The organism is Labrenzia sp. VG12 (assembly GCF_002237595.1).
Lineage (GTDB): Bacteria > Pseudomonadota > Alphaproteobacteria > Rhizobiales > Stappiaceae > Roseibium.
In genome coordinates, this window is record NZ_CP022529.1 from 1,000,076 (window position 1) to 1,014,292 (window position 14,217).

General features: G+C 58.6%; 11 protein-coding genes. 3 read left to right on the forward strand and 8 right to left on the reverse strand.

The window, feature by feature from the left end; genetic code table 11:
- Positions 1-3: 3 nt before the first annotated feature.
- The 8 genes from tssG to CHH27_RS04560 form a co-directional block, all read right to left on the reverse strand.
- On the reverse strand, positions 4-1,731 hold the full coding sequence (tssG, locus tag CHH27_RS04525; protein WP_094070524.1) for a type VI secretion system baseplate subunit TssG: 1,728 nt from the start codon (positions 1,729-1,731) through the stop codon (positions 4-6).
- A complete protein-coding gene (tssF, locus tag CHH27_RS04530; RefSeq protein WP_094070525.1) occupies positions 1,728-3,725 on the reverse strand; it encodes a type VI secretion system baseplate subunit TssF in 1,998 nt (665 codons plus the stop codon). The genes tssG and tssF overlap by 4 nt, the downstream gene beginning before the upstream one ends.
- Entirely contained in the window at positions 3,725-4,273 is a 549-nt protein-coding gene (gene tssE / locus CHH27_RS04535; RefSeq protein WP_157738681.1) for a type VI secretion system baseplate subunit TssE, read from the reverse strand. Before tssE ends, tssF begins: the two co-directional genes overlap by 1 nt.
- 135 nt (positions 4,274-4,408) lie before the next feature.
- Positions 4,409-4,894 (reverse strand): type VI secretion system tube protein Hcp, encoded by a 486-nt coding sequence (locus CHH27_RS04540; protein WP_094070527.1) that lies wholly within the window; start codon positions 4,892-4,894, stop codon positions 4,409-4,411.
- A gap of 202 nt (positions 4,895-5,096) precedes the next feature.
- Positions 5,097-6,620: a type VI secretion system contractile sheath large subunit gene (tssC, locus tag CHH27_RS04545; protein ID WP_094070528.1), complete on the reverse strand. Its 1,524-nt coding sequence runs from the start codon at positions 6,618-6,620 to the stop codon at positions 5,097-5,099.
- The gene (gene tssB, locus CHH27_RS04550; protein ID WP_094070529.1) at positions 6,621-7,175 is read right to left on the reverse strand and encodes a type VI secretion system contractile sheath small subunit; all 555 of its coding nucleotides are present in this window, start codon (positions 7,173-7,175) and stop codon (positions 6,621-6,623) included.
- Positions 7,176-7,444: 269 nt separating this feature from the next.
- Positions 7,445-8,722: an ImpA family type VI secretion system protein gene (locus CHH27_RS04555; protein WP_157738682.1), complete on the reverse strand. Its 1,278-nt coding sequence runs from the start codon at positions 8,720-8,722 to the stop codon at positions 7,445-7,447.
- Positions 8,723-8,813: 91 nt separating this feature from the next.
- Positions 8,814-9,530 carry an OmpA family protein gene (locus CHH27_RS04560; protein ID WP_157738683.1) on the reverse strand — a complete coding sequence of 239 codons (717 nt, stop codon included), beginning with the start codon at positions 9,528-9,530 and terminating at the stop codon, positions 8,814-8,816.
- 392 nt (positions 9,531-9,922) lie between these two features.
- On the opposite strand from CHH27_RS04560, the gene CHH27_RS04565 reads away from it, so the two are divergent.
- From CHH27_RS04565 to tagH, 3 genes are read left to right on the forward strand one after another with little or no spacing between them, the layout of a single operon-like run.
- Entirely contained in the window at positions 9,923-11,749 is a 1,827-nt protein-coding gene (locus CHH27_RS04565; RefSeq protein WP_157738684.1) for a type VI secretion system Vgr family protein, read from the forward strand.
- 50 nt (positions 11,750-11,799) lie between these two features.
- Positions 11,800-12,396 carry a hypothetical protein gene (locus CHH27_RS04570; protein WP_157738685.1) on the forward strand — a complete coding sequence of 199 codons (597 nt, stop codon included), beginning with the start codon at positions 11,800-11,802 and terminating at the stop codon, positions 12,394-12,396.
- Positions 12,397-12,421: 25 nt separating this feature from the next.
- Positions 12,422-14,158, forward strand: a complete 1,737-nt coding sequence (tagH, locus tag CHH27_RS04575; RefSeq protein WP_094070534.1) for a type VI secretion system-associated FHA domain protein TagH — start codon at positions 12,422-12,424, stop codon at positions 14,156-14,158.
- The last annotated feature ends 59 nt before the right edge of the window (positions 14,159-14,217 follow it).

The window sequence follows — 14,217 nt, forward strand, 5'->3', positions numbered from 1 at the left end:
GTTCTATTGATAAACGGTGGTGTGCCTGCGCACGGGCCGGAAACGGGTGTCTGTCAGCATCTCTTCCTCGTCCTCTGGCTCTTCCGGCGATGAATCTGTCGCCGGCTTCAACCAGCCGATATGGCCGAGTGTCGCCGAGTTGTTTCGATCCATCTTGACAGAAGAGGCGCAACGTTTGGGAAGGGCAAGTTCAATTTCGTACTCGATCTCCAGCCCGAGATAGAAATCGATCAGATCGAAGAGCTTCTCTGTCCAGGGGTTGGGCTTCGTGCGCGTTGGCGGCAGGAACTTACGGTATTCTTCCAGCGAACGTGTGAAGATCCGGATACGGATCTTGTCGCTCACGCTGTAGACCTTGGCGCCGACAATGGTATCCGCACCCAGTTGTCCGGCGCCGCCCGGACCGAACCCTCCCAGTTGCAGCTGATCGTCCCGGTCGAGGTGCAGCCAGGTCCCGACGCATTGATCGACTTCGACCTTCACGCCAAAGACGCCGGTGATGAGCGCTTTCAGCCGCACCGCGCTCTTGGTTTTTGAGGAGGTGAGCCCCGCATAGAGCAGCTTCAATCGGTCGTCGATGCGGTCCTGATCACGGTAGATGGGGGCGCCGAGGCCGATGGGCGAGCCGAGATAGGTCAGAAACCGGTCATCGTCAGGCCTGTCATGCTGCACGATCGGGCGGGCATCGGCCCAGGCCCGGAAAAACAGCTGGACAAAGCGATTGTTGAAGACGTCAAGAAAGCGCGGAAAGCTGTCATCGCCTCGCAGCCCGCGCATGATGGCTTCGTCGGTGTAAGGCGCGGGCAGGCCACCTTGCGGCCCGAGCAATCCCAGAAAGCGTTCCAGCAGCACCAGTCCGCCATCGGCATCCCGCGTGGCCCGTTCGATGGTGGAAGGGGCAAATTCACTCGAAGGGTCCTGCCCGAACCGAACGATGTCCTCCATCAGCCGGCGACTTTTGCCGATCCTTGGAGGCGCCGGTTCATCTGCCTTTTTGGGGTCCATGCCCGTGGACGCGCCGCCCGGCGCGGTCTGGCCCTCCAGCATGCGCAGAACGGCAAGAAGATCGTGGCCGCCGGGATGTTGCTCGATCCGGTCGCTCAACGCGGCGAGCAGGGATGCAAATTGCTGCTGGACAGGAACCTCGATTCGAGGAGCTTCGGTCGGAGGAGCGGTGTTGTCTTCCACCGGTTCCTGTTCCGCATCTGACAACGCGGCCGCGGCGATTTCCCTGGCCTCGTCATCCATGTCCGCGTCAGGTGGAGAGCCCGTTTCGGGGGAAGAGGGTTCTTGCGGGCTGGGGTCAGCGATCGATGGTGGATCAGATGCGGGAAAAGGATCTGTCGCATGATGCGCGGGTTCTGGAAGTTCGGGCGTGTCAGCTTCTGTCGCGTCCGCTTTAATCGTCTCTGCTGCCGATGTGTCCTCGGTCGGAGCTGACGCTTCTGGCGTGTGCGACCAGATCGTGTCATCGGGTATTTGCGCGATGTCATTGGAAGCTGGCTCCTCTTGCCTTGCTTCACTCTCGATGGGTGGATCCGACCCCTCTTCGGTCTCAGGCGAAGAAACTGGGTCTGCCTCCACCGCGTCTTCGGTTTGGTCTTCTCCAGCCCCGGTATCTTCGTCATCGGTCGCCGGCCAGACATGCGTGCGTGCGCCGGCAAACTGGACAATTGTCTTGTCGTCCGCCTTCCGGTCCTTGAGCAGGTCCTTGTCGTCCTGCTTGCTCATAAGATCCCCTTTGCACCGATCCTGGGCGGCCACTTCATGATGACACCGCGTTCAGTGGTGGCAATGACGCATTGCGTGAAGTGATTGATGGACGCGTATTCCGCAACAAACCGGTCGAGCACAGCCCCCAGAAGGAATGCGCTGGCGCCTTCAAAGGCCTTGTCGTCCAGCGTGATGGTGACTTCCAGACCTCGCGCAACGCCAGTGCCGGACTTTTGCTGCAGACGGCGCACGACGGGACGGGTGGAAACTGCGCGCACCGATTGGGCCTGTCGGTCTGCCGCATTGTCGGACAGCGGCGCGAACACGCTCAGAATGTCTCGGAATGACCGTCCGTCGGCGCCAGCCGCATCATGGACAAGACCCGTATGGTTGAGCGCCAGTATGTTGATGAGGCGCCAGGCAATGGCGCCGGCGTGACCATCCTCCCCAAGCCGCTCGTTGTAGGAAAGCAGCGGCGGGCGCGGCGCGGTCGGACCGGCAACGCAATCCACTTTCAGACCGACATCTTCCAGAATGCGGAAGTCGCCGGTTTCGGACTTGTCCGGATTGGAGCCGACAGGCAGATCCGCGGCAAGAGCGCGATTGGACGCCATGACTTTCAGGGAGAGTTCCGCAAGGCGCTTCTTGCCGCTTTGCAAAAGTGCCGTTGCCTGTGCTCCGCTGGAGATGGTGATGAACGTCTCCGTGCCGACATAGGAGCTGGGCTGCTGCCGCCGGATTTCCGACGACGATTGGCGGCGCGGCAGCCGGCGGATTGTATAGAACCATTCATGTCCGGATTTTTCCGTGTCCGGCGCAACGCTGTAGAGCGGTTCTATGGGGCGCTTTTCGCCACCGGAAAAATGTGCGTTGACCTCGGTGACGGAATGAACCTCGTAGTCCAGCGGTCGCGTTCTGTCGGTGATGACCGCAAATTCGTGCTGCCCCTTCTTGATCGGCACCCGGTCCGTCTGGCGTTCGAACAGATTGACGGCGGGTGCTGTGTGAAGGGCAAATATCTTGCCCTCGACATGGGCCGGCAGGCGCGACTCGGCTTCATCGAAGACAAACACCAGGTCAAAGGACTTGGCGCGGATCCGGTCGAGATAGCGGCGCAGTCCTGTAAGACGAAAGCCCAGAAAGCTGCGCGGGAAGTTGAAATAGTCGCGCAAATGGTCAAAGCCGGTGAACAGCCTGAGGTCATTGTGCAAAAGCGCATCTTCCTCGTCGAAGCCGAGTTGCTGAACAGCGGACACCGGCAGCCGCTGCAGGCTGACCTGGCCAAAAGCATCTTCCGTGCGCAGGTAAAGCGCGATGGTGTGGCCGAAGATTTGCTCATAGACCTTTGACGCCAGATCCAGCGGGCCCACCAGCCGGATGGGCAGTTCATCAATGCGGCAGCCTGCGACCTGGAATTCCGGTTTTTTGAGCGCTTCTTCCGCAGAAACTTCCAGTTCCGGATCTTCTGCCATGCGGTGGGTCAATGTGATCGACAGACCGGCCCGGGCGCGCCGGTCTTCGGCCATGTCAGCGCCAAGGCCGGACACCTGCGCAGCTGAGCTGAGATACTTTGCCGAGGTGAGTTCCAAAGGCGTCAGGGTGATGGGAGAGGTCAGGGTGAAGCGGCAGCGGACTTCTCCCTGCCGTTCGCGGAACACTGCCTCCATGGGCGCGTGGCGCTCGATCTTGATGCCGTTTCGCAAGTTGGCATCGCCGAATTTCGGCGTGACGCGCGCCAGCACCATTGATGGAATCGGGGCGAGGGCGGTCGGATAGAGCTGCTCAAACAGATTGGAGGTGAATTCCGCGAATTCGTGCTTCATCTTGAGCTGTACGCGGGCAGACAGGAAGGCAGTGCCTTCCAGCAGACCGGACAACATCGGGTCCGACTTGTCTTCCAGAAGTCCGCCCAGGCGCTCGGCTACGGCGGGATAGACCTCCGCGAAGGCGGCGCCCTGTTCGCGCAGATAAATGAGTTCCTGATTATAGAGATCCAGAAATTCGCGGTTCATTAAGTCGCCCCGATAATCTTGATACGTCCGAATGCGGGATCGACATCGGCAACGAATTCACTGCCGACCCGGATCGGGTCGCAGCGGATTTCGGCCTTGATCAGGAACCGGACCTTGAACGTGTCGCTGTCAATGCTGTCGTCCCTGGTCACCTGAAGTGTCTTGGGATCCATTCTTGGTTCAAACCGGATCAGAGCTTCCCGAATATCATCTGCAAGGCGCTCGATCCGCACCGTATCTACGATGTGGACGGACAGATCCGGCAGACCGTAGTTCAAGATGGAGGTGGTGACCTCCGGAAAATCGGAAAGGTCTTGTGTGGAGTTGAGATTGACCGTGTTCAGCAGGGCTTGAAGGTCTCTGCGAACTTCGGACAGAAGGGCGTGTTCAGAAACGCCGTAGGAGCGGGACAGTCGACGGCCGGAGCGCAGATTTTTTCCCTTTGAGCTTTGTTTCTGCCGTTCCTGGGCAGCCTTGTAGTCCGGGTCGTCCATCGCCCGGAAAGCCCACATCAGCGGGGAGTGCATTTTCACGGTTGATTTAGCCATCGGCCATGCCCACGCTGACTGCCAGCCCCAAGATGCTTGTCGTTCCATTCGGCGTTGCGCCGGAGATCGACTTGAGCGAATGCCTGAAAGAAAACGGCTGCCGCGCAGCGCGCGGCAGCCGGGTCGGCAAAAGCCTTATTTCTTTTCGTTGGATGCGATGTCCCAGGCAAATTCCGGGGCCGCGCCCTTGGAGCCGTCCGGCTTCTGTTCGGTGTAGATGTATTTGTACTCACCGAAGTTCAGCGTGCAGCTTTCCGTGATGCGGTCGTCGGAACCGCTGCCACCGGTCGAGATGTTGGTGACGATAATGTCCTTCATCTCGATCTTGATGTATTCCAGCGGGCTGTCACCAGCCGCCTTGCGCACGAACAGCGTGCCCTTGGCGATGTGCTTGCCGGTGGAAACATGCTGGAACAGCACCGGGGTGGATTTGTCGACATATTTGGTGATGCTCAGATCCTGAAAATGAGCCTTGCCGGAACCGGAACCGCCGCCCATATGGGTGGTGCCGGACTGGGAGGCGCCCCAGGACCAGGACAGGACGTCAATCTTGTCCTTATGGGTTTTGTCCTGTGCTTCACCTTTGATACCATCAAGTTCCAGAAAAAAATCGACAGCCATTTCAATAAGTCCTCTTGGTTGTTGACGGTCAGGTCCGGAGACCTGACACAATCCTAACTATTCCTGACAACTACCTCGGACCTCGCGGTCCAAACCCCTAGACACTTGCGTGTCTCGTTTGTACCTCCGCCCGGAAAAACCGGACCGCATCCTTTGGGGATGCCTGCCGGGGGCGCTGACCGCCGCCCGGCAATTCGTGAAATCAGGTGCCGTCCTGCGGGATGCGGGACGCCAGGCTCATGCCGATGTCCATGCCTTCCAGCTGATAGTGCGGACGCAGGAAGAACTGGGCCCGGTAATAACCGGGGTTTTCTTCATCGGGCACGATGGTGACCTTGGCTTCGCGAAGCGGCTTGCGCGCTTTGGTTTCCTCGGTCGAATTGTCCGGATCACCGTCGACATAGTCCATGATCCAGTCGTTCAGCCAACGCTGCAGCTGCGGCGCTTCCTTGGTCGAACCGATCTTGTTGCGCACCATCACTTTCAGGTAGTGGGCGAAACGCGTGGTCGCGAACATGTAGGGCAGTCGGGCGGACAGGTTGTCGGAAGCGGTCGCATCCTTGCCGTCCGGTCCGGAGAATTGCCGTGGCTTGAACACGGACTGAGCCCCGAGGAAAGCCGCCTGATCGGTGTTCTTGCGGTGGATCAGCGGGATCAGCCCAAGGCGGGAGATCTCGTGTTCGCGCCGGTCCGAAATTGCGATCTCGGCAGGGCATTTCTGATCGACGCCACCATCATCGGTCTCAAAGACATGGGTCGGCAGTTCCTCGACCAATCCACCGCTTTCAACGCCGCGGATACGGACTGTCCAGCCATATTCCTTGTAGGCCCGGTTGACGTTCGCCGCCATGGCATAGGCGGAGTTCATCCAGGCGTAATTGTCGTGCGTGTCCTCGCCGAACTCCTCTTCGAAGGCGAATTCTTCGACCGGATCCGACTTGGCGCCGTAGGGCTGCCGGGCCAGGACACGCGGCATGGTCAGACCGAGATAACGCGCATCTTCGGATTCGCGAAGGGTCCGCCACTGGGCGTGGATCTCCGTGTCGAAGATCTTCGACAAGTCGCGTTTGGCCGGCAGTTCCGTCCAGCTGTCCATCTGCATCAGCTGCGGGTTGGCAGCCGCCAGGAAAGGAGCGTGGGCCGCGGCCGAAATCTTCGCCATGCCGCGCAGAACCGTGATGTCCTGCGGGTCGTAGGAAAACTCGTAGTCACCAACAAGGCATCCGTAAGGCTGGCCACCAAGCTGGCCGAATTCGGCTTCGTAGATCTGCTTGAACAGCGGGCTCTGGTCCCACTTGGCGCCACGATAGCTCTTGAAGACCCCGGCAAGTTCCCGTTTGGAGATGTTCAGGAACTGCAGTTTCAGCGTCGCATCCGTTTCCGACTGGTGGACCAGATAGTCCAGACCGCGCCAGGCGCTTTCCAGTTTCTGGTATTCCGGCGCGTGAATGATCTCATTCACCTGCGCGCTCAGCTTTTCGTCCAGCTTGGCGATCATCTCGTCGATGGTGTCATAGACATCATCCTTGATCAGGGCCTGGTCGGACAGGGCCTCGGCGAGGAAGGTCGACATGGCATTGTCAACAAGCTGATTGGCCGTGTCGTTCTCGTCCTTGATGCGAAAGTTCTGTTTCAGGATCGAGGCGAACTCTTCCGGGCTGGCTTCTCCCGTGGCTTCGCCGGCAGCAGCAGCGCTGGTCTGGGCGCTGGTATCCGTGTTGCTCATTTACGCCTCCTCTTTGCCGTCGCCTTCTGCCGCACCGTCGGCAGAATTCGATTGATCGGCCTCGATCTTCTGAGCCAGGGCCTGCATCAGAGCGGGGTCCCGTGTCAGTTCCTCCAGTTGCGAAATCGCCTGAACGCGGCCATCCATCATGGTCCGAAGCGCAGCCAGGCTGCGGCGGGCGTCCAGAAGCTTCTTCAGCGCAGGCACCTGTTCGGCCACCTTGCCGGGTGTGAAATCGTCCATGCTCTTGAAGCGAAGCTGAACGCTCATCTTGGAGTTGTCTTCACCGGACAGCTTGTCTTTCACGGTGAAGGACGTGCCGGGTTCGATGGCCTCCATGCGCTTTGTGAAATTGTCCATGTCGATGTCGAGAAGCTTGCGATCGTCAATGTCGGGTTTCTCGACACCCGGATTGTCTCCGGACAGGTCGGCCATGATGCCCATGACAAATGGCAGCTCGACCTTTTGTTCCGCGTCAAACGGATCTTCGTAGAAAATGTGAACCCTCGGAGGCCTGTTCCGCTTGATAAAGCTTTGCCCGCTATTCGATGCCATTGTACTTGCCTTTCATTTCATTGACCCAGAAAAAGCAGGGCCAAATTTAGTCAAATACTGACGCAGCGATATTGGTTTATTGATTTTTTGTTTTCTCTGCGTTTGATCTCTTGTGTATCTATGTACTTCGAATGATCGTGATTGGAAGTGATCATGGTCACATGATCGCTGGTTTCGAATTTTCTTTCGATTATTGAGGACCCGTTGACCGATTGTGTCAAGAAGAACCTGAAAACTCTAGGGAATGTGGTCCCGGTCATTGCGTAGCTTCAGTCGTCCTCCGGTCGCAAAAACAGGTTCAGGAGGCCGGTGAAGGACCCGGAACTCATGTTCTGGGCTTCTTCGAGCAGCAGGGGGATCGGGCTCGTCGGCTCGTTGGTGGTGTAATATCCCTTGACCGCACCGATGCCTTTCATCGCGTCCGATCGGCTCTCGATCACCATGACGGAGAAATCTTCAATGTCGCCGAGGTCGCGATCGTCGTTCTCGTTGAGGTCGATCAGCCGATCATTGGACAGCTGCAGTCCGCTTGCCCCCAGGAGCAGGGCGACATCGTCAAACCGGCGCGGCATCAGAATTTTCAGCGCATCGAGATAGGATTTTCCGACGAGGCCACGCGCCTCTCGAACGAGAAACAGGGCCGGGTGCGACGGTTCCCTGGACGAGAAATAGTCCTCGACGGCATCCAGGATCAGCTTTGCCTGCGCCGCGTTGGCGATGTCCTGCTGTTCCATTGCCGGCTGATCCGCAGAACCGGCATCCTGCGATGCCTCTTCCTGATCCTCGCCGGCTTCATCTTCAGGGGATATGCGACCGAGGCGGACGTTCAGCTCTGTCGTCATTTCCTTCAGCAACGTCGTCAGGGCGTCGAAGTTGGGCGGTGCTGCCTTTGCGTCCTTAAGCTTCTCGGTGCAGATGCTGGAAATTGCCTCCAGTTCTGCGGGCAGGTCTGAGAGATCCTGCACGACCTCATCGATTTCATCCTGCTCCAGTTCACCGGATGTGAGAGCTGCCTCGATGGCGCCAAGCGAAATGGTATGCTCGTCCGGTCGCGCTGTCGCGCTTCCGGCGGCGATCTGGATGGCGCGGTAGCTTATCGGGCCGGTTCGGCGGGTCTTCAGCAGCGGTGCGGCTTCAAGCGGCAGGACTACGGCTGGGCGGTTGTTGAGGGCTTCCAGGGCACCAACGCGCTCCATATAACCAAAGTCGGCATCGACCGGATGAACCTCGTCCCAGTGCGACTCAAGCAGTTTTCGGATGGTGCGAACGGCATTGGCAAAGGTGTGCAATTGCCCGCCCAACAGGCCGAACTGGGCAACGAAGACCAGAAGTCTCAGGTCCCTGGACTGTTTCAGGAAGCCGTCCATCTGTTTGAACAGATCTGTAAAATCGATTTCCGACCGGTCGAACTCGCTGAACCGTTCGGGCAGCATTTCCTCACAGGAATCAAGCAGGGCGGCAAAGGCGGGTTCAGTGTCATAAAGATCCGGTCCGCAACCCGCGCCGGGCGAGACTTCAGTGCCGTAGGTGTCCGGATCAAAGCTCATGGATGCTCCCCAACCCGGTCCGTTGCCCAGGCCCATCTCTTATAGAATTTGCTCCGGCCGGTTGTCTGTCCGGCCGGAGACCGCACGAGCCTTACTGCTCGAGGATAAGCTTGCTTTCGACGCGGCGATTGGCCGGGTCGTTGATGTCGGAGACCTTCGGCCGCGATTCGCCGTAGGCAACAGTCGTCAGCCGGCCTCGATTGACACCGAGATTGATCAGATACTGTGTAACCGCCTGCGCACGGTCCTCCGACAGACGTTGATTGTAGCTTTCGGATCCGATCCCGTCGGTGTGGCCCTCAATGACAAATTTGGCTGTCGACAGATCGGGATCCTGTATGGCCTTGGCAAATTCCCGAAGGTTTGCCTGTGCCGAGGTGCTTAGTCGCGCAGAGGCATATTCAAAAGACACCAGCAGATTGAAGGCGTCGTCGATGGCGTTGGTTTCCGGATCGACCACAAGGGGGGCGTCGGGAGTGGCGGCGGCGGTGTCCGTCTGGCCATCCGCGTTCTCCTGGGTCACGGCAACCTGGCCGCCACCTTCTGCCGCCCCATTCGGGTTGCACTCGTCTCTGGTGCCGATGCACAGGGCCCTAGTCGACCCCGTTGCCTTCAGCGAACGGGTCTTGAGCTGCTTGAAGTGCTGTTTCACTTCGTCCGCGGAGTAGGTCGCATCCTGTGCGGCTGCCGGCGAGGTTACACTCACAAGGCCGGCTAATCCGAGTGACAGCGCTGCGGCGAATATGGCGCTGCGCAGAACGGTGCGGTTGGCGCTGTGCCGGGTCTTGGAGTCAACGGTAGGGGTCACGATCTCAATCCTCCCTTGTGGAGTGTTCGAATGCGTCATTGCATCGGGCTTCGAAATGTATCGTGCCATATCGGTGGAATATTAGTGTGGTCAAAGTCACTAAAGTGCGTTTTGATGTCAGTATGTCGTTTTGCGGAAAAGAAGCAAGAGGATACACGGAGAATGACGTTGATGAGCGGGCTAATTAATTTGAGTGTTGCGGTGGTAAATAGAAGAACAGTTGGGTAAGGCGTTTGACGCAATTCCGTCACTCTAGCGCAGGGCGCCGAAAGTATTTGCAACAATTGTGTTCTTGAGCACATTATTTTTTGCGGAAACGCAATAGGTACTGAAGGAAGGCAGTTGCCAGGCTGTCATTGTCAGGAACCACAGTATTTCCGAGGAGACCTTTCGTGGCCTTAGGACAACTCAAACAGAAACAGCGGATGGCCGAACTGACCTCGGTCTTTGGCAAGGACGAATTGTCCATTGTCTCCGTTGAATGCGACGAGGGCCTGAGCGACGATTTCGAGATTCGATTGGAAGTCGTCAGCCAGAAGGAAGACCTGGACTTCGATCAGGCGATTGCGACTCATATGACCGTGAAGGTCGTCACCAACAATGGCGATACCCGGCATTTTGACGGTCTGCTCACCGATGCCAGGTGGATGGGGCATCGCGATGCCTATTACATCTACAAGCTGACACTTCGACCCTGGTTCTGGCTGCTTACCAAGAATTCCAACTGCCGGATATTCAAGGACAAATCTGCGCCCGATATCATTTCCGAAGTGCTGGGAGAACATGATTTCGCAGACCATCGGAAGAAGCTGACGGAGAGCTATGATCCGATTCACTACTGCGTTCAGTACCGTGAATCCGACTACGATTTTTGCCGCCGCCTGATGGAAGAGTTCGGGATCTCGTATTTCTTCGAGCACGACGACGGCAAACACACGATGATCCTGGCGGATGCAAAATCGTCCTACAGCCCGATCACAGGTGATTCCACGATACCCTTCATTCCCATCGGCGGCGACAGCCAGCGCGATGAGGAACATATCTATCACTGGATCCCGACGCGCCGGTTCCGGACCGGGAAATTCGCCGTCAACGATTACGATTTCGAGAAGCCGAGTGCGTCTCTCGAGGCGGACAGGGACGCCGGTTCGGCCTATCGCGCAGGCTCGCTTGAGCATTATGACTACCCCGGTCGTTATACGGAAAAGGACAAGGGCACGACCTTCTCCAAGATCCGTCTGGAAGCGGAACAGGCGGCCGACAAGCGCATCGAAACAGCCGGCGAGGTGCCGCGACTTTATGCCGGTGGCCTCTTCACCCTGAAAGATCATCCCCACGGGCCACAGAACAAGGAATACCTGGTGGTGCGCGCAAGTCACCAGATCATCACCGAACAGTACCGGACCGGTGGTGGCGCAGCTCAGGGGGAAGCCTATACCGGCACCTATGACGTACTTGCGTCCGAAATTCCGTTCCGGACGCCGGCAGTCACACGCAAGCCCAGGATCCCGGGCCCGCAAACGGCAAAAGTCGTGGGGCAAGGCGAAATCGATGTGGACGAGTACGGCCAGATCATGGTCGAATTTCACTGGGACCGCGACAAAACGCAATCGCGCCGGGTGCGCGTTGCTCAAGTGTGGTCCGGCAAGAACTGGGGCGGCATCTACATTCCGCGTGTCGATCAGGAGGTGATTGTTCAGTTTCTGGAAGGAGACCCGGACAAGCCGATCGTTATCGGAACGGTCTATAATGCCGAAAACATGCCGCCTTATTCCCTGCCTGGCGAGAAGAACAAGGCCGGGATCAAGTCCGACTCGACCGTTGGTGGCGGCGGTTATAACGAGTTTGTGCTCGACGACACGAAGGGTCAGGAGCAGATCGGCGTGCATGCGCAGAAGGACATGGATACCGTTATCGAGAACAACGAGACGCTCCACGTCAAGAACTGCCGGGACACCAAGATCGACGTCAACCGTACGGAAAAGGTTGGCGTGAACACGACGGAAAAGATCGGCATGAACTGGACGGTGGAGGCCGGAACGCTGATCGAGTTCAAATGCGGTGCCAGCAAGATCACCATGACGCCCGCGTCGATCGCGATTGAATCGGTGATGATCGATGTGAAGGCGTCGGCGATGCTGAATGCGACAGGCACGCTGACAAACGTGACCGGCAGTGCGCTTCTGAAGCTGAAGGGCGGACTTGTGATGATCAATTGATGTTGCTGTTCCGGCAATGCGGCGAAAACAACAAGAACGGAGTAGAGCAGATGGGATCACGTATCCGCTTTACAAAGGCAAAACAGGTTTTCGAGGCCTATCCTGGCCTCTCGGAGTCAGTCAATGAACCTTCTGGGGACCTGGCCCCGGAAGAGTACGCACTGGAACTTCAGGCGGGTGACGAGCCGCTGAAGGCAATCGAATATTTTGCCCATGTGCTGCCCAAGCGGGAATCAGTCTGGTGGGGCATGAAGTGCGTGGCCGGCCTGGACGGTGCCAAAAATGACAATGACCGTGAGGTGTTGGCGCTGAGTGAGACCTGGGTGCGCGAAGGCGATGAAGATGCCCGTGCTGCTGTTCATGCAGCGGCCGAGGCGGCCAAGGCCGACAGTGCTGCCGTCTGGATCGGGTTTGCTGCCGGCTGGTCGGGAGGTTCTCTTTCACCCAACCCGGATCACCGGGTGGACATGCCGGACGATCTCACGGCGAAAGCGGTCAACGCGGCTGTTCTGATTGCACTTGGAACGCTGTCGGCTCCCGAACGCGAACAGGCCGTAAAAACATGTTTGTCCGCTGGCCTGTCCTTTGCCAGTGGCGGGTCGATGCCGGCGGTGAATATCGAAACCTCATCGGCCGCGATGTCTTAAAGTCAGTTGAAGGAGATCTGCGGGAATGCGTATCACGCTCCAGATCGAAAATGTTGACCATCTGGATACCGGCGGGCAGCTGTCCTACAGCTGTAGCGATCGCGGGTTTGACATTGGCCGGCATGAGCATCTGGATTGGAGCTTGCCGGACCCGCAACGCGTGATTTCCGGTAAGCACTGCGAGGTACGTTTCGAGGGCGGGCAATACGTTCTTTATGACTTCTCCACCAATGGCACGTTCTTGAACGGCAGCCAGACCCGGATGGACAAGGCCCATGTTCTGCGTACGGGCGATCGTCTGATGATCGGTGACTATATCATCAAGGTGTCGCTGGAGGCATCCGCAGCGGCCGTTTCGCAGCCGCAGTGGAGTGCGCCGCAGCCAGAACCGGTCGCTGCCGCACCTGCCTGGCCGTCAACGCCGGAACCGGCTGTTCAGTCGCCATACCCGTCAGACCCGGGTGGGGGACCCTGGGCGACGCCGGGGGCTGGCATGGAAGGCCGGCACGCGCCCCCTTCGGCGGATCCCGGAATTGGCACACCGGCTGATGATGTCTGGAGCCAGCAGGGCCATGGATGGGGCAGTGCCGATCCCGCTCTCTATGATCCACAAGCGCGGCCGATGGAACGTGAACAGGTTCGCCCTGCACAGGCCGATCCGCTCGATCATCTGGCCCAGCAACCTCATCTTTATCCGGAACCGGCAAGCCCGGCTGGCCAGGTGCCCGAACCGCCGCTGCCCGAACCGCCTGCGTCTGCTCCGGCGCCTGCCTTTCCGCCTGCTGAAACCAGCGCGGACGGCGCGCCGACTGAACCCCTGTTCAAACTGCCCGAGTTGGAAGACGCACCGGCACAACCCGAACCGGTTGGGTCACATGCTGCAGTAGCAGCGGAGCCCGAAGCGGCTGTGTCCCCGTTCCCAGAGGCAGGAGGCTGGGCGGAACCATCGCCGGCTCAGGCGGTGGAACCACCACAAGCACCGCCGTCGCCCGCAGCGGAACCGGCTCCGAAAGCACCTGAACCCGCAGCGCCTGTCGAACCGCAGAGTGGGGGCGATGTTGCTGCCGAGGCACCCGGATCTCAAGCCGCTGCACCGGCAACAGTTTCACCAGAGACCGCAGAGCCGGCAACGTCGCCGCAAGAGAGCGCAGCTCCGCCTTCGGACGTCGATTTTCTGAAAGCCTTTGCAGAAGGTGCAGGGATCTCGCCGGATGTTTTGAAAGGACGCGATCCGGAAGAGTTCGCGCGTGAGCTCGGGACCGTCCTCAGTGGTGTAACCGGAGACCTGATGGGGCTTTTGCAGGCCCGCAGCCAGGTCAAGGCGATGACACGGAATGTCAACCGGACCTTGATCATGCGCAGCGGAAACAACGCGCTGAAATTCTCACCGACACCGGCCATGGCCCTGCAGACCATGCTGTCCCAGGGGGCGGAGGAAACCGGTTACCTGCCGATTTCCAGGGCCATGTCGGCTGCGTTCAAGGATATCCAGAAACATCACGTTTGGACCTACGCTGCCATGCAGAAGGCGGCCGCCCGCTTCGAGGAGACATTGTCTCCCAAGGCCGTTGAGGATGAAGGGCAGGTGGCCAAGAGCACGTTCGGCAATCAGAAGGCCAAACTCTGGGAGAAACTGGACGAGCGCTGGACATCGTTGACCAAGGCCTATGACGACGGCCTGGTGGGGGTTTTCACGCAGTATTTTACAGAAAGCTATGAAGACATGAGCAGCGACGACCTGGATGAGATGCCGGGTCGATAGACAAGAAGTTTTTTCGAGTTCACGAGCGCAAAAGCGCCGTAGGTGACAAGGGAGCAGTG

What these genes read in the sequence shown, in the direction of transcription:
- CHH27_RS04570 (WP_157738685.1), top strand. Translation starts at nt 11,800, where the DNA reads ATGGGATCACGTATCCGCTTTACAAAGGCAAAACAGGTTTTCGAGGCC.
- tagH (WP_094070534.1), top strand. Translation starts at nt 12,422, where the DNA reads ATGCGTATCACGCTCCAGATCGAAAATGTTGACCATCTGGATACCGGC.
- tssB (WP_094070529.1), bottom strand. Translation starts at nt 7,175, where the DNA reads ATGGCATCGAATAGCGGGCAAAGCTTTATCAAGCGGAACAGGCCTCCG.
- tssF (WP_094070525.1), bottom strand. Translation starts at nt 3,725, where the DNA reads ATGAACCGCGAATTTCTGGATCTCTATAATCAGGAACTCATTTATCTG.
- CHH27_RS04540 (WP_094070527.1), bottom strand. Translation starts at nt 4,894, where the DNA reads ATGGCTGTCGATTTTTTTCTGGAACTTGATGGTATCAAAGGTGAAGCA.
- tssC (WP_094070528.1), bottom strand. Translation starts at nt 6,620, where the DNA reads ATGAGCAACACGGATACCAGCGCCCAGACCAGCGCTGCTGCTGCCGGC.
- tssG (WP_094070524.1), bottom strand. Translation starts at nt 1,731, where the DNA reads ATGAGCAAGCAGGACGACAAGGACCTGCTCAAGGACCGGAAGGCGGAC.
- CHH27_RS04555 (WP_157738682.1), bottom strand. Translation starts at nt 8,722, where the DNA reads ATGAGCTTTGATCCGGACACCTACGGCACTGAAGTCTCGCCCGGCGCG.
- tssE (WP_157738681.1), bottom strand. Translation starts at nt 4,273, where the DNA reads ATGGCTAAATCAACCGTGAAAATGCACTCCCCGCTGATGTGGGCTTTC.